This window comes from Amycolatopsis sp. 2-15, from assembly GCF_030285625.1.
Classification (GTDB): domain Bacteria; phylum Actinomycetota; class Actinomycetes; order Mycobacteriales; family Pseudonocardiaceae; genus Amycolatopsis; species Amycolatopsis carbonis.
This window is the reverse complement of sequence record NZ_CP127294.1, coordinates 7,183,020-7,201,245: the sequence shown is the minus strand read 5'-3', so window position 1 is coordinate 7,201,245 and position 18,226 is coordinate 7,183,020. Positions and strand designations below refer to the sequence as shown.

At 67.9% G+C, this 18,226-nt stretch carries 17 protein-coding genes and 1 pseudogene; 13 read left to right on the top strand and 5 right to left on the bottom strand.

Annotation, left to right across the window (positions count from 1 at the left end; genetic code table 11):
• Positions 1-104: 104 nt before the first annotated feature.
• Entirely contained in the window at positions 105-305 is a 201-nt protein-coding gene (locus QRX50_RS35660; protein ID WP_285974652.1) for a hypothetical protein, read from the top strand.
• A gap of 245 nt (positions 306-550) precedes the next feature.
• Positions 551-1,858 carry an FAD-binding oxidoreductase gene (locus QRX50_RS35655; protein ID WP_285967494.1) on the top strand — a complete coding sequence of 436 codons (1,308 nt, stop codon included), beginning with the start codon at positions 551-553 and terminating at the stop codon, positions 1,856-1,858.
• Here the strand turns inward: QRX50_RS35655 and QRX50_RS35650 are convergent.
• Positions 1,848-2,525 carry a hypothetical protein gene (locus QRX50_RS35650; protein ID WP_285967493.1) on the bottom strand — a complete coding sequence of 226 codons (678 nt, stop codon included), beginning with the start codon at positions 2,523-2,525 and terminating at the stop codon, positions 1,848-1,850. The two genes, QRX50_RS35655 and QRX50_RS35650, sit on opposite strands and share 11 nt — an antisense overlap.
• Positions 2,526-2,810: 285 nt before the next feature.
• On the opposite strand from QRX50_RS35650, the gene QRX50_RS35645 reads away from it, so the two are divergent.
• Positions 2,811-4,244 (top strand): AMP-binding protein, encoded by a 1,434-nt coding sequence (locus QRX50_RS35645; protein WP_285967492.1) that lies wholly within the window; start codon positions 2,811-2,813, stop codon positions 4,242-4,244.
• A gap of 570 nt (positions 4,245-4,814) precedes the next feature.
• On the opposite strand, the gene QRX50_RS35640 is transcribed toward QRX50_RS35645, so the two are convergent.
• Complete coding sequence (locus QRX50_RS35640) at positions 4,815-5,063, bottom strand: nuclear transport factor 2 family protein (RefSeq protein WP_285967491.1); 249 nt, start codon at positions 5,061-5,063, stop codon at positions 4,815-4,817.
• 422 nt (positions 5,064-5,485) lie between these two features.
• On the opposite strand from QRX50_RS35640, the gene QRX50_RS35635 reads away from it, so the two are divergent.
• The 3 genes from QRX50_RS35635 (at position 5,486) to QRX50_RS35625 (ending at position 8,929) form a co-directional block, all read left to right on the top strand.
• A complete protein-coding gene (locus tag QRX50_RS35635; RefSeq protein ID WP_285967490.1) occupies positions 5,486-6,964 on the top strand; it encodes a hypothetical protein in 1,479 nt (492 codons plus the stop codon).
• Positions 6,965-7,150: 186 nt separating this feature from the next.
• Positions 7,151-7,981, top strand: coding sequence for an alpha/beta fold hydrolase (locus QRX50_RS35630; RefSeq protein ID WP_434533175.1), 831 nt, complete (start codon positions 7,151-7,153; stop codon positions 7,979-7,981).
• Between the two features lie 276 nt (positions 7,982-8,257).
• Positions 8,258-8,929, top strand: a complete 672-nt coding sequence (locus QRX50_RS35625) for a recombinase family protein (RefSeq protein WP_285967489.1) — start codon at positions 8,258-8,260, stop codon at positions 8,927-8,929.
• A 369-nt stretch (positions 8,930-9,298) separates the two neighbouring features.
• Here QRX50_RS35625 and QRX50_RS35620 read toward each other — a convergent pair whose 3' ends face one another.
• The 3 genes from QRX50_RS35620 to QRX50_RS35610 all read right to left on the bottom strand — a co-directional run bounded on the left by QRX50_RS35620 (position 9,299) and on the right by QRX50_RS35610 (position 11,542).
• Positions 9,299-10,126: an archaellin/type IV pilin N-terminal domain-containing protein gene (locus QRX50_RS35620; protein WP_285967488.1), complete on the bottom strand. Its 828-nt coding sequence runs from the start codon at positions 10,124-10,126 to the stop codon at positions 9,299-9,301.
• A 94-nt stretch (positions 10,127-10,220) separates the two neighbouring features.
• The gene (locus QRX50_RS35615) at positions 10,221-10,505 is read right to left on the bottom strand and encodes a hypothetical protein (RefSeq protein ID WP_285967487.1); all 285 of its coding nucleotides are present in this window, start codon (positions 10,503-10,505) and stop codon (positions 10,221-10,223) included.
• Between the two features lie 638 nt (positions 10,506-11,143).
• The gene (locus QRX50_RS35610) at positions 11,144-11,542 is read right to left on the bottom strand and encodes a hypothetical protein (RefSeq protein ID WP_285967486.1); all 399 of its coding nucleotides are present in this window, start codon (positions 11,540-11,542) and stop codon (positions 11,144-11,146) included.
• A 149-nt stretch (positions 11,543-11,691) separates the two neighbouring features.
• Between QRX50_RS35610 and QRX50_RS35605 the strand changes: the two genes are divergently transcribed.
• From QRX50_RS35605 to gvpJ, 7 genes and pseudogenes are all read left to right on the top strand, one after another.
• On the top strand, positions 11,692-12,831 hold the full coding sequence (locus QRX50_RS35605; RefSeq protein WP_285974650.1) for a zinc-dependent alcohol dehydrogenase: 1,140 nt from the start codon (positions 11,692-11,694) through the stop codon (positions 12,829-12,831).
• 15 nt (positions 12,832-12,846) lie between these two features.
• Positions 12,847-13,413 carry a hypothetical protein gene (locus QRX50_RS35600; RefSeq protein WP_285967485.1) on the top strand — a complete coding sequence of 189 codons (567 nt, stop codon included), beginning with the start codon at positions 12,847-12,849 and terminating at the stop codon, positions 13,411-13,413.
• Positions 13,414-13,794: 381 nt separating this feature from the next.
• Positions 13,795-14,157: a hypothetical protein gene (locus QRX50_RS35595; RefSeq protein ID WP_285967484.1), complete on the top strand. Its 363-nt coding sequence runs from the start codon at positions 13,795-13,797 to the stop codon at positions 14,155-14,157.
• A 98-nt stretch (positions 14,158-14,255) separates the two neighbouring features.
• Complete coding sequence (locus QRX50_RS35590; protein ID WP_285967483.1) at positions 14,256-15,194, top strand: PRC and DUF2382 domain-containing protein; 939 nt, start codon at positions 14,256-14,258, stop codon at positions 15,192-15,194.
• Positions 15,195-16,036: 842 nt separating this feature from the next.
• On the top strand, positions 16,037-16,651 hold the full coding sequence (locus tag QRX50_RS35585) for a hypothetical protein (RefSeq protein WP_285967482.1): 615 nt from the start codon (positions 16,037-16,039) through the stop codon (positions 16,649-16,651).
• A 5-nt stretch (positions 16,652-16,656) separates the two neighbouring features.
• Complete coding sequence (locus QRX50_RS35580; protein WP_285967481.1) at positions 16,657-17,775, top strand: SRPBCC family protein; 1,119 nt, start codon at positions 16,657-16,659, stop codon at positions 17,773-17,775.
• A gap of 75 nt (positions 17,776-17,850) precedes the next feature.
• Positions 17,851-18,200 (top strand): annotated as a pseudogene (gene gvpJ / locus QRX50_RS50505) (gas vesicle protein GvpJ).
• The last annotated feature ends 26 nt before the right edge of the window (positions 18,201-18,226 follow it).

Sequence of the window (18,226 nt, the reverse complement as noted above, 5' to 3'; positions counted from 1 at the left end):
GGTGAACCGAGTGGACGTCGCGACGGCGAGCCTGTCGGCTTCGGGGTCGCGAGCATCGCGTCGTGCCTTACCAGCGCATCGACACCTCCACCGCAGTCGGGCGGATGTTCTTCCATATCCTCGGCTCAATCGCCGAGTTCGAGCACGCCCTGGTGTCCGAACGCACCGTCGACGGTCTGGCCGCCGCTCCGGCTCCACCAGGTCCCGGCCCGCCAGTCGCGTCACGCTCACCGGTTCGTGGCGTCGGCGGCAGAACTCAGTGGCCGGCCTCGTGGCCTTGCCTGAACGGAGCCTGTCCGCAGTAGTGGGCTTCGCGTGCTCACGGGCACGGAAAGTGCCCATTGAGTGAAAGTCATGACATACGTCCTATTAAGAGTGTGAATAATGTGAAGCCCGAGCCAACTCGACAAGTCGGGAGACCATTTGACCAAAGGTCACCCAAGCCACGTGGCGACGGAGCCAGAGTACGGGTTCGGTTCTGCTGCCGGGCGATGCGGGATATGACGAGGAACGCGCCGTCTTCAACCTGAATCACGAACTGGTGCCGGCGGTGATCGTGGTAGCGCAGAGCGCGGCCGATGTCCAGGCCGCGGTCGCGTTCGCGGCGGACCGGCACCGGCCGGTCCTGGTGAAGACCACCGGCCACCAGATGGTCGGCACGGCGCACGGTGCCGTGGTGATCGCGACCCATCGGATGAACGACGTGGCCATCGACGCGGTCGGCCAAACGGCCCGAGTCGGCGCCGGAGCGGTGTGGGCCGAGGTCGTCGCAGAGGCGGCCAAGGAGGGTCTGGCTCCGCTGAACGGGTCGAATCCCACGGTGGGAGTCTCGGGGTACACCTTGGGCGGTGGCCTCAGCCCGACCCTCGGCCGCTCCCACGGCTACGCCGCCGACCATGTGCACTCGCTCGAGGTGGTGACCGCGGACGGCGAACTCCGGCACGTCGACGCTGAGTCCGAGCCCGAACTGTTCTGGGCTTTGCGGGGCGGCAAGGGCAACTTCGCAGTGGTGACCGCGCTGGAATTCGCCTTGTTTCCGGTGGCCCGCCTCTACGGTGGCGGCATCTACTTCCCCGGTGAGCGGATGGCCGACGTGTTGCGAGCCTGGACGGCCTGGCACCCGGCTACCCCGGAGACGATGGTTTCGTCGTTCGCCGTGCTGCGGCTGCCACCGTTGCCCGAACTGCCCGAACCGCTGCGCGGGGCGTTCTCGGTGGCTCTGCGGTTCGCTTACAACGGCACGGCCGAGGACGGCGAGCGGCTGATAGCGCCGCTGCGGGCGGTGGCGCCGGCGATCCTGGACACCGTGAGGGACATGCCCTACACCGAGGTCGCGTCGATCCACGACGAGCCGACCGATCCATTGCCCTACTACGAACGGGGCATCATGCTGCGGGAGTTCCCCGAGCAGGCACAGGACAGGCTGATCGAACTCGTCGGCCCCGAGTCCGACACCACCATGTGGATCACCGAACTGCGTGCCCTGGGCGGGGCGTGGGACCGGGAGCCGGCGGTGCCCAACGCCGTGGCGACCAGGGGCCTGCCGTACAGCCTGCTGGGCGTCGAGGTCGGTCCGCTGTCGCAGGAGCAACAGCTCAAGAAATCGGTCGCCGCGCTGCTCGACGGCATGGAACCCTGGCAGAGTGACCGGCGGCTGGTGAACAACCTCGCCCCGGAAGAAGCGGCCGACGCCGCTGCGATCTACGGCCCTGAGCGTTACGAGCGCCTCGCGGCCGTCAAGAAGACCTACGACCCGATCAACATGTTCCGGATCAACCACAACGTGGTGCCGGCCAGCTCGGTTCTCCGCTTGCCCGGTGCTCTTTCCGCTGCGGCGCAGCAGCCGATCAGCGGCTGAAAGCGTTCTTGGTCTGACACAGGTCCTCCGCGCTCGCGTCCGGCGGCGGGCGGACGGCGCCCGCCATCGCGGGAAGCACGTGGGTCAGCAGCAGCTGCCTGGCGTTGCGGGCATCTCGGGTACTGAGCAGGCCTGCGCCGAGCGTGGAGGCGACTTCGCCGAGGTTGCTGCCGAGCAGGATGGAGAGCGCGTCGCGGACCGACGCCCACATCGCCCGGCCTTCGGCGACGGCGTCGGTGATCGTCTCGCTCCGGTCGTTGGGGATGACCAGGTCCGCCGCCTCGCGAGTGGCCGGCGTCGCGGTGGCGCGGAGCGTGATATCGACGTGCGCCAGCCGGATCGCGGGTGCGTCGTCGGCGCCGTCGCCGGTCAGCGCGACCGAGTGAATCCGGTCCCGCAGCAGCGACGCCGGGCCCGACCTACGCATGCCGGGGGCGGAACCTGTCGTGTCATTCGACCTGTCATCGAGGACGCTCACCTGACAATCCGCGCGACGGTCAGCCGGCCGGCGACGTGCGGTCAAAGCACCGGAAAGCTCTGCGCGTCGTTGCCGGCCACGCTCGTGGCCCATCGACGTGAGGAAGTCGTATTCGTCTGGGGTGGGCACGCGGGCGAGGATGTCGTCGGCCGCGGTCTGCCGGCTCATCGAGTGGGCGCGGTTGAGCACCGACGACCGAGACTGCCGCGCGTTGCACGGCGGTATCACCGAACGCCGATCGCGATGCGCGACAGTGGCTGCGAGCGCTTCCGTTTCGCAACAACACCGCACTGCGACGGAGAGGTTGCGTCAACCCGGTCGCAACGCGCCCCAGCGCACCCACCCATCAACAGAACGCCTCGAAACTGCTCGTGGTGGGCGCGCTGCCGCGTTGGCTGGTCTGGCGTCTGCGGGTGGGATGGGCTGGCTGATGGCGCAGAATGGGGCCCTTCCTTCGGCGTCGGCTCCTGGGATGTGAAGAAGTTCCCGGTCAGGTCCAGCCGTTGCGGCTCGGCGCTGGCCGAGCTGGGGATCGGCGCGGGTGACGTGGTATCCGTCCAGCTACCCAACTGGTGGCAGGCGCTGGCGCTGGCCTGCTGGCGTCGGGGCGCGGTGTTGGCCTCGGTGATGACCACCATTCGGGGCCGCGAGCTGGAGCGGATGTTGGCCCGGGTGGAGGCCAGCGTGTTCATCACCACTGACCGCTGGGACGGCTACGAGCTCGCCTCCACGGTGGCCGAGATGGCGCCTCGGCTGCCGGCGCTGCGCCACCGGGTGGTGCTCGGCGACGTGGTCAAAGACGACGAGATCGACTTCGTCCAGTTCTTCCAGGAGCAGCCGCCCCCGGCGCCGGCACCGCATGCGACCGATCCCGACGCGGTGGCCGTGGTGTTGTTCACCTCCGGTACCACCGGCGAGCCCAAGGCGGCACTGAGAACTCTGAACACCCTGTACGCCCAGATCTCAGCCAAACTGGCACGCCGGGACGGGACACCGTCGCGCCGTTACACACCACAGTCGTTGATGCACGCGGTCGGGCTGTTGTGCGCCTCGGTGTCGCTGGTCGCCGGTGGCGCTACCTTGCTGGTCGACCGCTGGCAGGCCCACCGCGTCGCGCAGTTGCTGGCCGAGACCGGCCTCGAGGAGTTGATGCTGGTGCCCTCATTGCTGAGCGAGCTGCTCGCCATGGTGCGGGAGGAAGGCATCCGGCTGCCGCGGCTGCGCGAGGTCACCGTAGCCGGCACCGTGGCCTCGCTCGAGTTGGTGACGGAAACGGTCGACGTGCTGGGCTTGGCGCCGCGGGCGCAATGGGGCATGACCGAAGGGGGGAATATTCACACGGGGCCCGAGGACCCGCCCGACTGGGCCGCGCGCAGCATCGGCCGGGCGGGCGTCGGCACTGAGGTCGAGCTACGCGCCGTGGTTGCCGACGGTCCGGTCAGCGAGGAGAACCCGGGCCGGCTGATGATCCGGGGCGGTTCGGTGTGTCTGGCAACCATGGGACGCGACACCGGGATGGTGCGGGTGCTCGCCGAGCACGACGAGGGCTGGTACGACACCGGAGACTTGGCTGTCGTGGACGGCAGGGGCGGCTATCGGCTGATCGGACGGGCTTCGGACCGGGTCGGCGGCGCACTGATGATCCCGGTGGCCGATGTCGAGAATGCACTGCGCGCGCATCCCGACCTCACTGACGTCGCGATTGTCGGACACCGCGACAACACCGAAGGATGCGCGGTGATCGTGAGCACAGCGCCGGTCAGCCTGCGCGACGTGCGCTCCTACTTGTCCGATCTCGGCATGACCGAGTGGTACTGGCCCACTCGGGTGGAGCGCGTGGACGCGTTACCGCGCAACCCCATGGGCAAAGTGGAAAAAGCCCGGCTGCGCGCCTGGCTCGCGGGCTAAGCCAAACCTCCCGCCCCGGCCTAGCCTGCCACGCCGTCAGTGGCCGATTGCCGGACGCTTTGGCGCTGGCGTATCTGGTCGGAGAACCGAAGTGTTCGACCGTGATGCCGACGCGCCTGTGGCACGAGACGTGGCAGATGCCAGAGCGTTGAAGTACGGCACGAGGTGCCGGTGGACGAGCTCGCCGAGCTCGCCTTTCACCGAGTCCGGCACGATGAGGGTCTTTGGCCAGCGTTGTCCGAGTGCCCCAGGAAACAGCGGGATTGATGTCTTCGCCGCCATGAACCCGGCCAAGATTCTCTGACCCGAACGCCACGACATGCAGCTTGCCATCGCGATTCACCGCGCTCGTGGTGATCAAGACGTCGTACTCGGGCTCGTACACCCTCTGACCGTTCTCGACCCGGCGCGGCATGGACGGAAACAGAGGTTCCACGTGAGCCGCAGTCTCGTCGGACAGGTCCTGCAGCAAGGCACGGGGGCGTACATCGTCGTTGTAGATCCGGCTGGTGCTCATCGGCTGCTTCTGTGGCCGCCGGCGGCTCGAAGTCGCCGGCGGCCGCCGCACTGTCAGACCATGTTGACCGAGTTCTCGGGAACCTCCTGGACGACATCCCAGTGCTCGACGATCTTGCCGTTCTCGAGCCTGAAGAAGTCCACCATGGCAAGGCCAGGGTCACCGGGTTTCCGAACCAGGAGGGAGTGGGTCACTACCATGTCGTCTTCGGCCACGACACGCTTGATGTGGAGCCGAAAGTCCGGGAACTCGCTGCGCAGTTGCATCACGTGGCCGGACAATGCGTCAGGTCCGTCTGGCACCCCAGGATGGTGCTGGATGTAGACATCGCCGATGTACGCAGCTCAGGCTTCCTTGGGCTGGTTGCGGTTAAACGCCTGGTCGTAGAAATCGACAAAGATTTCCCTATTCCGCTCCGGAGTGGACATCCGTCATCTCTTTCGGTTATGCACATCAACCCCCTGCTGGGGACGAATGCGACAGTTGTGATGAACAGCGCGGCCTGCGCCGCACCGTTCGAGCTCGCGCCGTTTGCGTTCTCATCAGAGAGACGAGGTAGCCCCTCCGGATGTGACAGTTCAGACGCGCACCGGAGACACCGTGCACGTCCTGGCCGGGGACGCTGGTTTCACCGGCGCGGGGCCTCGCTCTTGACGACGTGACAGCGCGCTGTGGGACTGTCGCCCGTGTTGTCGTCGGGCACTGGCTGGCCGGGGATCGTGCAGTGCTGGTGTGGGCCCGCGGGCAGCTGGTCGAGGTCGGCGCGGCCCTGCGGGCGCTCGCGGACGCGCTGCGCGGTGATCCCACCCTGGCTACCGAGCCGATGCACAGCGGCCGGTTCCGCCCGGTCGACCTGGTGATCGAGCTGGCCCGGCAACTACCGATGGTCCTGCGACAGGCGACCGTGCCCGAAGACTCAGGCGGCCGCGACAGCAGGCCCGGGTACCTGGTCGAGCGGCACGCGGAAGCCGACGCCGTGGCCGACCGGATCCTGGAACTGGCCGCCGGCGCCGCCCGGCTGGTGCCACGCCTCGACTCGACGACCGTGGCCGGCGCGCGCGAGATCTCCCGCCGCCGGCTGGCCACACACTCGACCGCGCTGCAGGAGGCGGCCGAGCTGCTACGCGACGCCGCCGAGGCGGCGCTCGCGGTGGCACATCCGGACCCGGTCGCGGTGTCGCTGGCCGCGATGGCGGTGCAGCTGCGCGCCCACCACACCGAGCTCGAGGACTGGGAGACCCGCCACCCCGAGCCCGCCAACCAGCTCCTGGCCCCGGCCGCCTGGCCCGGCACCGAGCACTCCGCGGCCCAAGACCGCGACGAGGACCCCAACGTCGACGAGTACGCCGCCGCGGGCACCGTCCTGTCCGGCGACGTCCCCGACACCACGCTCGCGACCGCCGACGAGCAGCCTGGCGGCGGCGAGGACGCCGAGCCGGACTGGGCGCGGGAGGTAATCGACACCGCGGCGCGCTGGCTGCACACCGCCTACACCTCGGCCAACACGAAGAAATCCGACGCCAACGCGCTCGGCATCCCGCGCGCGGACCAGCGGCTCTGGCGCGGAGAACCGACCCACCGCAACGGGCAGGCCCTCCCGGAAGCAACCGCGTTCTTCCCGTGGTGCGCCGCGGCCGGGCTCAACCCGCTCACCGACATGACCCGCGACGCGCTGCGCACGTGGCTGACCGTGCAGGACGCCGCCGGCGTCTCGGCGAACACCGGCAAGGCGCGCCTGGGCGCGGTGGCCGCGTGGTACCGGGAGATGCGCGTGCGCGGAGCCGCCGCTTTCGAGGTGGCCGCGGCGCTGCCGGCGACCGAGCGGCGCAACCTCGGTGTGCTCAAGCCGGACTCCGAGCACCCGACGGTACCGCTGACCTTGGGCCAGGCCCTTGCGCTACGCCGCCGAGACCTACCCATTCCCGGACGTGCGCCTGCGCTACCGGGTGATCGTCGCGATCCTCACCAAGCGCCTCGAGGTAGAGCGCGCCGCGGGCAGCGTCGTCGGCCGGCCACGTCGACGGCTCCGTCGTGTGGTCGTGCGCGGCCGGGGATCTGTTCGCGATCGAGCACCTGTCATTATCGAGCACCTGTCGCTTCTGTCCAGTGTGGAGAGACACCGTCCGTCGGCCGCGCGGCCGGAGACGAATTCGGTGGCCGTGTGCGCGGGTTCATCGCGGCAGCGCGGCGCGCAGCTCGGTGAGTGACTCGGCGACTGCGTTGTGGAAACACGATCCGGCGCAGAGATGGCTGGTCGCTCTCGGGCTCGGAAGACGGAAGTGCCGCGTTCGTGCCCTTTGGGCCCTGTTGCCTCAGGGGCAACTGATTGCGCACAATTAAGTTGTACCCTTCAGAAGTAAGCAAGAAGCCCGACTTCCGAGGAGTCAGATTGCGCACACGTACCCGCCTCACGAAGATCGTCGCCGCGACGATGGCGCTGGCCGCGACCGCGGTGTTCGCCGCCGTGCCGTCGTCGGCGGCGTCGCAGGGGACGCCACAGCACGGGAGCCACAAGGTGAAGCCGACGATCGTGCTGGTGCACGGGGCGTTCGCCGACGCGTCGAGCTGGAACGGTGAGGTCGAGCGGCTCGAGCGGCTCGGCTACCCCGTGATCGCGGCCGCCAACCCGCTGCGTGGTGTCGCGTCCGACGGGGCCTACATCAAGGCGTTGGTGGACAGCGTCGACGGCCCGGTCGTGTTGGTCGGGCACTCCTACGGCGGCTCGGTGATCAGTGCCGCGGCGCTGAACGACCCGAAGGTGCAGGCGCTCGTCTACATCGCGGCCTTCCTTCCCGACCAGGGCGAGTCCGCGGCTGAGCTGTCCGCGAAGTTCCCGGGCAGCACGCTGGGTGACACACTTCAGCAGGTCGCCCTTCCTGGCGGCGAGACCGACCTCTACGTGAAGCAAGACCTGTTCCCGAAGCAGTTCGCGGCCGACGTCCCGTCGGCGCAGGCGCGCCTGATGGCCGTCGAGCAGCGACCGATCGCTGCGGTGGGCCTGAACGGCGCCTCTGGCCCGGGCGCATGGAAGAACATCCCCTCGTGGAGCTTGATCCCGACCGGCGACAAGAACATCCCGCCGGCGGCGCAGGAGTGGATGGCCCAGCGCGCCCACGCGCACACGGTCGTCGTGCCGGGAGCCTCGCACGCCGTGCTGGTCTCGCGGCCCGACAAGGTCACCGACATCATCCTCAGCGCGGTCGACGCCACCACCAAGTAACGCACTCGACGAGCGGAAAGCCCCGGCACTGCCCGGGCTTTCCGCCTGAGCTCAGGTGCCGGTCAGCCGCTCGACTTCACTCATCGCAACGAGATTCGCCGGGGGAAATTCAGTGCGCCGAAGCTGCCCGGGTCCCCGAATTGCATGAATCTCTAAAACGATCGTTTTCGGAACTCATGTGCACGGCGCGGGGGTCGCCAGGTAGCTGGGTCCCAATTTCGTGTATCGAAATCAACGTTCGCCTAAGGGCCGTCGGAGAGTTTGGAGACTCATCGCATGCGGTTCGGGTACGCCCGGGTGTCCACCCGGGACCAGAGCACCGATCACCAGATCGACGCGCTCGCCGCGGCCGAGGTGGCCGAGGAGAACATGTTCATCGAGAAGGTCTCCGGGAAGCTGTCCTCGCGCCCGAAGCTGGACCTGATGCTCGACAAGCTCCGCGCCGGCGACGAGGTCGTGGTGACCCGGCTCAAGCGCATCGGCCGGTCCCAGCAGCATCTGCTCGAGCTGGTCCGCTGGTTCGGTGAGCACGAGGTCGACTTCATCGTGCTGGAGCAGGGCATCGACACTTCCACCCCGGGTGGGCGGCTGGTGTTCCACTTCCTCGCCGCTCTGGCCGAGTACGACCGGGAGATGATCGTCGAGGGCACGATGGACGGCCTGGCCGCCGCCCGGTCCCGCGGCCGCGTCGGCGGCCGGCCCCCGGCGCTGACGCAGCGGCAGCTGGACCAGGCGCAGCGGATGTATGACGCGGGGGAGCACACCGTCGCCGAGATCGCCGAGACCTTCCGCGTCGGGCGCACCACCCTCTACCGGCAGCTGCACGCCTACAAGGACGGCGGCGACTGCGCGCTGGTCGTCTACCGCAACACCCGCACCCGCAAGATCGACGCCGACACCAGCCGCCGCTACGGCGAAACCGGCGCCGGCGAGAAGGTGCAGCTGTGAGGCCGACCGCAAGTGGTTCCCGATCGCCCCGGCCCGCTGGCCGCGGCTGAAGGCGATCGTCGTCGTCGACGGCGTCGTCGCCCGCATCCGCGGGGTCGAGGCGGACCTGGCGAAGTGGGACACCGACGACCGCGGCTACGCCGACATCCCGGTCACCAAGCCGCTCACCGAGCTGCAGATCGCCAAGCGCCTCCCGACACTGGGCATCGCGCTCGGCGACCACCGCCCCCACCTCCGCGGCAAGATCCGCGAATACGTGTCCCTGTAGCCACGTCGCCACGGCCGCCATCCGGGCCGCGCTCGACATGCAACAGGCCAGCTCCCGTTGCTGTACTACGTCGCCTCACGCGGGACCGGCGGAAAACCGAGCTAGTGAGTGCACGGGTAAGTCAGGCCGTACTCGGCCTCGCCGGTGTTGTCCAAGCCCTGGGCCTTGGAGGAGCGGACGGCGGACACGACCTCGTCAAGTTTCGACGGCGCGATCTGGGCCGGGAGCTGCGTCTTTGCCTCGTCAAGGGTCATCGTGCCGTCGAGCACGGCCCGCAACAGCCGATCAGCGGTGGCCGAGCACGGGTCCGATGGCGTTGACTCCGAGGGCGAGACGGGCTCCGAGGTCGGCGCCTTCGCCGCGACCGTGACAGTCCTCTGGGGAGGCAGGCTCGCCTGGTCCCTCATCAGCGCGAGGGTGTGCCACTCGTTCTGCAAACGAGGAGGAACGGAACCGTTGGTCTGAAGGATCTGCGCCCACTCGGCCTGATTGATCACGGTGCCGGGACCCGCCGGGCACGAGACGCTTACTTGCGAGATGAACGTCCCATTCTCGTTTTGACCGGGCATGCCCGCGGCGTTCATCGACCCCACTGCGGCCACGTACACGCCGGCCCGGGGATACCAGAACCCGACCACACCGGTCTGGATCTTGGTCTGGGGTTCCTCGGAACCCACGTCGACTCCGCAGACCCGCGTGGCCAGCTCCTTCTCGTTGCACGCAGACAACGCCGCCGCCGACGCACCCTTCGTCACCCCCGGACAGCCGAGTGCGTCCAATGCTGACGGCGGCGCCGAAGACGTCGGGGTTTCCGAGCTGCCGGAGCTGACCGCAGCGTGGATCAGGCTCACGGCGATGGCGATGAGCACCACGGCGCCCCACACCGCAGCGATGGCTTTGCGGGACGTCTTCACGGCTACCTCGGGCACGAAGGGAAAAGCACCACACGCGCCGAGGACGGTCGCGCCGTACAGGTAGTCGCCGCGGCTCCCGAGGGCGTTACATCACGTCACCGCTCGACGGTCACCGATCGGGCCGGTCGTTGATGAAGCGGTGGAGCCGTTCGGCGTGGTGGCCGTAGTCGACGGCGAACTCGGCCAGCTCCGCCGGCGTCGGCTTGCGCAGGTACGCACCGAACGGACCGGTCTGGTAGATCGACGGCTCGGTGCAGCCGAAGCAGACGAAGAAGTCGCCGCTGGTCGGCGGCCGGGACGCTTCCGGGGTCGGCGCGCCGGCCGAGTCGACTGAGTTACCGCAGTAGGGGCAGGGTTGCCGCCGGAACTTGGTCACGTCGTTGTTGCTGGTCACGCGGTCTCTCCCGGGTTCGTCGACCAGGCAAGGTACCGCCGCGGCCACACGCTGGGACGGCCGCGCGTGCTCGGCTGTGGTGCGCGCTGTGCTGGTGGCAGCGCCACCAGCACAGCGGCCGACCGCATCCCCAACCGTAAGGCTGACGGATGATCCTACCGTCTGATTGCCGGCCTCACTTCAAACCACCGAGAACGCGACATTGGCGCGGACACGGCATGCGTTACAGAACGCCGAACAAGCACTTCGCTACATCACCTTCCTGGCGATCGGCTACATGATCAGCCGGGGCTTGGCCAAGGCAGGCGCCCGCCAGCGCAGCGCCGACCGCCACTAACACGACCATGGCCATGCCATGCCATGGCCGGTATCTCGATGCAGAAAGAATCTGAAAACTCGCCACAGGACAGAAGCTCTAAGTGCGCCACCAGTATCGACTCCTGCTCGGCGAGCGCGGCCGACTCGGTACGAGTGTCGGCGGCGACGTAGGCCACCAGAGCGTCCCCATCTCTCGTCACTCCCTGCGCTGCTGGGCCCGCTGGCGCCCCTCGGCCCCGTAGTGCAGGGTGACGACGTGGGCCGGATGTTGCCGGCATCGCCGAACAGATCGGCGTCCTCGCCTTCGCGTATCCGGCGGGTTATCTCGGTGTAGACGGCGTCCTCGGTGGGCAGGTCGGCGGCGACGCCTGCCAGTGCGGGGTGGCCAGCACGCTGGCGATCGTGATGATTTCCGGGTAGCACACCGCGTGCCCGACGGGATCGGACAGCGAGACGCTGGTGGCGCCCGGCCGAAGGACGTGCAGCCGCTGTCCCTGACGCCGCCCGAGGTAGCCGTGGGCGCGGTCCCATACCTCGACGGCTACCCGCACGACGGTGGTGACGTCGGCGTGGCCGTGCTGGCGGCCGCGGCGGTGGTGGCGACGGCGGGCCGCATGGATTTCCAGCAGCGCGTTGATCTCTCCCGGGCCGGGGTGCTTGATCCACCCGGCCGCGACGGGGCCGAACGGGCCGAGCCACAGGGTGTCCCGTCCCGGCATCGATCCGGCGGCGGCCAAAAGTGCGCACGTTCAACGGTTACGCGCACGCGGCTCGGGTACCCGGACACCCGGCGGACGACCGCTTGCACGACTGCCGAGCGGTCAGCCGGCCGCATCGAGGGATCGCCGGAGGAGGCGCTGTGCGTGCGATGGTGTATCGCGGACCGTACAAAGTACGGGTCGAGGAAAAGGAAGTGCCGGCGATCGAGCATCCCAACGACGCGATCGTCCGGGTCTCGTTGGCGGCGATCTGTGGGTCTGATTTGCACCTGTACCACGGGATGATGCCGGACACCCGGGTCGGCTTCACCTTCGGACACGAGTTCGTCGGTGTGGTCGAGGACGTGGGTTCGGGTGTGCGCAGCCTCCGACGTGGGGACCGCGTGATGGTGCCGTTCAATATCTTCTGCGGGACCTGCTGGTTCTGCGCCCGCGGCCTGTACTCGAACTGCCACAACGTCAATCCGAACGCCACGGCCGTCGGTGGCATCTACGGGTACTCGCACACCGGCGGCGGGTACGACGGTGGTCAAGCCGAGTTCGTCCGGGTGCCGTTCGCCGACGTGGGCCCGACTGTCATCCCGGAGTGGATGGACGAAGAGGACGCGGTCCTGCTCACCGACGCACTCGTCACGGGCTATTTCGGTGCGCAGCTCGGAGACATCGTCGAGGGCGACGTGGTCGTGGTCTTCGGGGCCGGCCCGGTCGGCCTGTTCGCCGCGAAGTCGGCCTGGCTGATGGGGGCCGGACGGGTGATCGTCGTCGATCACCTCGAGTACCGCCTGGAGAAGGCGCGGACGTTTGCGCACGCCGAAACCTGCAACTTCACCGAGTACGACGACATCGTCGTGCAGATGAAGAAGCTCACCGACCACCTCGGCGCCGACGTCGCGATCGATGCGGTGGGCGCCGAGGCCGACGGCAACCTGATCCAGCACGTCACGTCCGCCAAGTTGAAGCTGCAGGGTGGTTCACCGATCGCGCTCAACTGGGCCATCGACTCGGTCCGCAAAGCCGGCACCGTGTCGGTGATGGGGGCCTACGGCCCGATGTTCAGCGCGGTCAAATTCGGCGACGCCCTGAACAAGGGCCTCACCTTGCGGATGAACCAGTGCCCCGTCAAACGGCAGTGGCCGCGGTTGTTCGAGCACATCCGCAACGGTTACCTCAAGCCGAGCGACATCGTCACCCACCGGATCCCGCTGGAGCACATCGCCGAGGGCTACCACATTTTCTCCGCAAAGCTGGACGGCTGCATCAAGCCGCTGATCGTGCCGAGCGGTAGCTGAGGAAGGAATCCGACTGTGGTCTACACCTCGAAGCGGGCGCCGCTCGCGGAGACGACTGACCAGCTGCGGGCCAGGATCCCCGGTTGGGGAGCCGACCTCGATCCGAAGGACCGGCCGTCGGTGCCGAAACTGCTGTGGCAGGAGGACCAGACGGGCGCGCACTGGGAGTTCCCCGAGTGCCAGCCCGAGAAGTGGCCTCGGGAACGGTCGATCGAGCACGCGTTCCTCACCCCGGTTTTCGGCACCTCGTGTCCGCCTCGTGGCCTTTCCGGCGCGGTGCGCAAGATGGCTTATCGCAAGTACAGCGAGGGACGTGCTGCGCATTGGTTGCTCCTGCTGGCGGCCGACCGGGTGGACGCGTGGGAGCACCACCTGCGCTCGTTCGCCACGCTGCACCCGGACAACCCCATCACCGAAACCGGTGTCGCGAGCGAATTCTCGCGCCACGGGATTTCCTCCCGGGTCGGGAAGAAGCGCGCGGACGTCAAGCATCACCTGCTGGATCCGCTCATCGTGGCGGGGCCGTGGGTGCTGGCCGGCGGTCTCCTCGTCGCGGCGGTCAGGAAGGCGATCCGCCGCTGAGTGCGGCCCGCTGGTTGGCTTTGTCGTCCGCGGACGCCCGAGCCGGCGTGTCGTGCGCCCAGTGCGCGAGGGCCTGTTCGACGGCCTCGTAGACGTCGGGATCGGTGCTCGTCGGCACAACCAACTGAAACAGAATGGACCCCACGAAGTGGGCGCCCCCGTGACGACGCGGCCGCGTCCGCCGACGCGAGCACCGACGAGCAGAAGGCAGTCCTCGTCCCGGACGAGCACGACATACTGTTCGACGCGCTGCCCATCCTCGCGGGCCTTACCGCCTGGTGGACCACCGCCACGGGAAGGTCCGAGGCCGGCGGCGACATCATCGGCTAGTTCCCCGAGCCGCTCCCGATGCACGTGGATCAAGCTGAGGGCGCAAGGTCGGTGCACTGGACCGGCGTCGAGTACGAGGTCTTGCCCGAGTGGCCCCGTACCCGCCCGAACATCACCATCACGCCCCCCGGCTCGAGCGTCAACTGGGTCAAGCAAGGCATCGCGGTGTGGCTGTGGTCGATCGTCATCGCGATCGTCGTTGCGATCCTGGCCGCGGTCGGCGGCAGTCGGTTCAACATCTTGGCTCGGCTCAACGGACTGCCCAGGCTCCCGATCAACGAAGGGCCCCTGACCGTCGTCGGGATCATCGCCGCGCTGGTGGCCTTCGCCGCCGCGCTCGTCGGGGCCATCCTGGGCGGGCTGGCCGCGATGCGCTACCACCGCAAGATCGACCGCATCAGCTCCGAGCGATAACGATGAAGTCTGAGATAGACAGGGTGTCGCCATTGTCGGCGAAATTGTTTCGCGACACTGTGACGATCATATTCAGGCAGGCCCGAACAGAGACGTCTGTGCAGCTCACGCGCATTTTATTGGAACTTCGCAGATCGTCGTCCACGTCGCAGCGGCGGACGGCGGCAAAAAAATTCCGCGAACAGGTGTCGCGTCTGTGGAACCGGGTAATCGGCGAAGAACGCCAGCCCCCATCATTGCGAGGAAGTAACAAAATGACAGTGCCTCATTCCCAAGACATTGCTTCTTGGGCCGGAAAAACCATTCACGACACGGCCGGTCAGAAGATCGGTAAGGTCGGCCAGTTGTGGGCCGACGACGCCAGCGGCGCTCCTTCATGGGTCACCGTCAACACCGGCCTGTTCGGCACGAGCGAGACGTTCCTGCCCGTCCAGGGCCTGCAACCCCGCGGTGACGACCTCCAGACGTCCTACGACAAGGACGTCGTCAAGGATGCACCCCACGTCGACCCCTCAGGCGACCACCTCGACCCAGGCGAGATAAGCCGGCTCTACCAGCACTACGGTCTCGACACCGGACAAGGCCAGGTCGGGCGGGCCGACACCGTGGCCGACACGGCGGCCGACACCGGGCACGACATCTCCGGCCCCACCACCGACGACGCGATGACGCGTTCGGAGGAACGGCTGCGGGTGGGCACACAGCGAGAGCAGACCGGCCGGGCGACGCTTCGCAAGTACGTCGTCACCGAGACTCAGCAGGTCTCGGTCCCGGTGACGCACGAAGAGGTCCACGTCGAGCGCGAACCCATCACCGAGGCCAACGCCGGCGCCGCTCTCGCCGGCCCGGCCATCTCCGATGAAGAGCACGAGATGACCCTGCACGCCGAACGGCCGGTCGTGGAGACCGAAGTCGTGCCGGTCGAACGGGTGCGCCTGGCCAAGGAAGAGGTCACCGAGACCGAGACGGTCTCCGGCGAGGTGCGCAAGGAGCGCATCGACACCGACGACCTGCCCGAGAACCGTCCGCGCCGTTAAACACCGTGCTGAAGTCGGTCAGCAGACGTCGGCGGCGCACCCAGCTGCCGTCGCCGGACGGCCGCTGACCGCGCCCCGACGCCGTCACGGACCGGACCGGACCGGCCCGGCGATGCCAGACCCGGATCGCCCGCCCGGTTCGCTCCCCGCGGACGCAGAGCAGAGAAGACGGAGACACAGATCCTGCTGAGCTAGGGACAAGCTCAGCAGGACCTGCGAAATCTCCGACCCCACCGCAGTGCGGTGCGTGCTGGCCGAGATCCGCCGCTCCCTCCTCGGCCGGGCATTCGAGGTGCACGCCGAATCACCCGAGTAGAGGCGTCCGCGCTGCTCACAGCGTTGTCGATGTTCGAGTGTCGGCAAGGCGCCCACGTCCTCGATACCGGTCCTGCCCGAACCGCGCTTGATGCCGATCAAGTCCTGGTCGTGCTCTTGTGCACTGAACTCCGTCGTGATCCATGGTCGGCGACTCTGCGTCCCTCCTCCGCCGATGGTGTCGAACCCGGCAAGGCGAGCGCAACCAAGAAGCCTGGCGCCACCGGTACCGTTCGCGTGTGGATGGTGTGTTGAAAAACAGGGAGATCGGGCCGACGTGCAACCAGGATTCCAAGGAAGCTGATTTTCAGCATCACAGAAAACGAGCTTCGGAACCGCTCCCGTGAACAGTTCTTGTCCTTACCATGCAAGGACAAAACCGTTCACCGTGATCTCGTGTTTCACACGGAGGGATGCGGGTAGCTGAGTTGGATGACGAAGCCACATTCCTGTTCGCGTTGTTTTCGGGGGCGGCGTGCGGGTTGTGCGTGGGGATCTCGCTACCGCAAGAGTCGGGAGGAGCGGCAATGAAGGCAGGAACACCGATGGCGCTCGGGGTCGCAGCCGGTTATCTACTGGGGCGGACGAAGAAGGGGCGCCTCGCGTTGATGATCGCGGCCGCCGGGGCGACCGGCAAGGCCGGGGTGTCACCGGCGAAGCTCGTCCAAAGTGGTCTCGAGCAGCTGGGTTCGTCCGCGGAGATCGGCCAGCTGACGTCGCTGGCGCGTGACGAGTTGCTCGCCGCGGCGAAGTCCGCGGCGGTGACGGCGGCCAGCGGGAGGATCGAGTCGCTGAGCGAACGCCTCCAGGACGGTGGCGCGCTCACCCGCGGCAAGAAGTCCAAAGCCGACGAGGAGCACGACGGCGAGGACGAAGTCCAGGAAGAGCCGGAAGACGAAGCCGAAGCCGTCGACGAGGACGAAGCCGAAGCCGAGGAAGAGCCGGAGCCCGAGAAGCCCCAGCGTCGGCGTGCGGCGAGCCGCCACTCGAGCGATGACGACAATGACACCGACAACGGTGGCGAACAGCCGCCACGGCGGCGTTCGCCGAGCCGGCGATCCGCGTCGTCCGATGACGACAAAAGTTCCGGCAGTGCACGCACCGCCACCAAGCGCTCGCCCGCCCGACGGGCAAGGAGGTAAACGCAGTGGTCACCGAAACTTTGAAGAACGCCACCGACAAGGCGACGGACACAGCCGGCAACACGGCCGGCACGGCCACCAGCACCGCGTCGAAGGCGACCGGCGGGGACACGAGTGAGCTGACCGATGCCCTGCGCGGGCTGGGCCAAGCGGCGATGACCCGAGCAACGGGTGCGCTGACGAAAAAGATGTCTTCGACGGCCGGGCGACTGTCCGACTTCGCCGGAGGCGACGGCGGTGGCCTGCTCGCGGCGGTGACCGGCAGCAAGGGCAGCATCAAGGGCCAGGCGATGATGGGCGCCGTCAAGGGCGGCCTGTCCGGCATCGCACAGAAGGCGAAGAACGCCTTCGGCGGCGGCGGTGGGGGTGGGGGTGGCGGCAAAGGCGCCAAGATCAAGCTCACCAATATTGTCGAGGAGATCGACATCGGTGCGCCGATCAACCTCGTGTACGACCAGTGGACCCGGTTCACCGACTTCCCGGCGTTCATGAAGAAGGTCAGCAACGTCGAGCAGGTCAGCGACGAGAAGACCGAGTGGAAGGCGCAGGTTTTCTGGTCGCACCGCACCTGGGAGGCCAGCATTCTGGAGCAGGTGCCGTTTGAGCGGATCGTCTGGCGTTCCAAGGGAGCCAAGGGCCACGTCGATGGCGCGGTGACGTTCCACGAGCTCACGCCCGACCTCACCAAGGTCGTGCTGGTCCTCGCCTACCACCCGCAGGGCCTGTTCGAGCGCACCGGCAACATCTGGCGGGCCCAGGGCCGTCGGGCGCGGCTGGAGCTCAAGCACTTCCGCCGCCAGGTGATGATGGAGGACCTGCTCAACCCCGACGACGTCGAGGGGTGGCACGGCGAGATCCACGACGGGGAGGTCGTCGAGCGGGAGGACGAGGACACCGACCGCGACGACAGCGCGAACACGGAGGCTGAGCAGGACGAAGAGTCCGCCGACACTGGTTCCGAAGAGGACGAGGCCGCCGAGTCCGAGGACGAGCCCGACGAGGAAGAAGAGTCCGAAGAGGAGCCGGAGGAAGAGGAGCCGGAAGAGACCGAAGATACCGACGAGGCGGCCGAGGAAGAGCGGCCTCGCCGCGGCCGCGCCCGTGCGGGCGCGGGCAGAAGTTGAGGGAGCAAGCGATGACGACAGCCGTCTGGCGAGGGCGGTGGCCTCGACCGGCCGAGTTCGAGCAGTCTCGCCGACGTGATCGACACGATCCTGGGGGCTCGTGATCGACGCCTACGTACGGGTGTCCCTGGTGGGCATCGAGCTGCTGACCATCGACGCCCGGATCGGGGCGGCGGGGGTCGACACGTACCTGCGGTTCGCGGAAGCGGTAAACCGGCTGGACATCTCCGGTACCGAGCAAAAGGGCCTGCCTGACCTGTTGGAGGACGTGACCTCCGGCGGCGCGAAGGCCAAGACGCGGGGCGCTTGAGGCAGCCGGGGACAAGCTGCGCGACATCCTCGGCGAAGACGAGGAAGAACCCGTGGACAGATGCCTCAGCTGGTCCAGGTGGCCGATGGTGTCGGCTACTTGGGCACATGCATGATTTCTGCCCGGGTTCCGGAAGTTCGG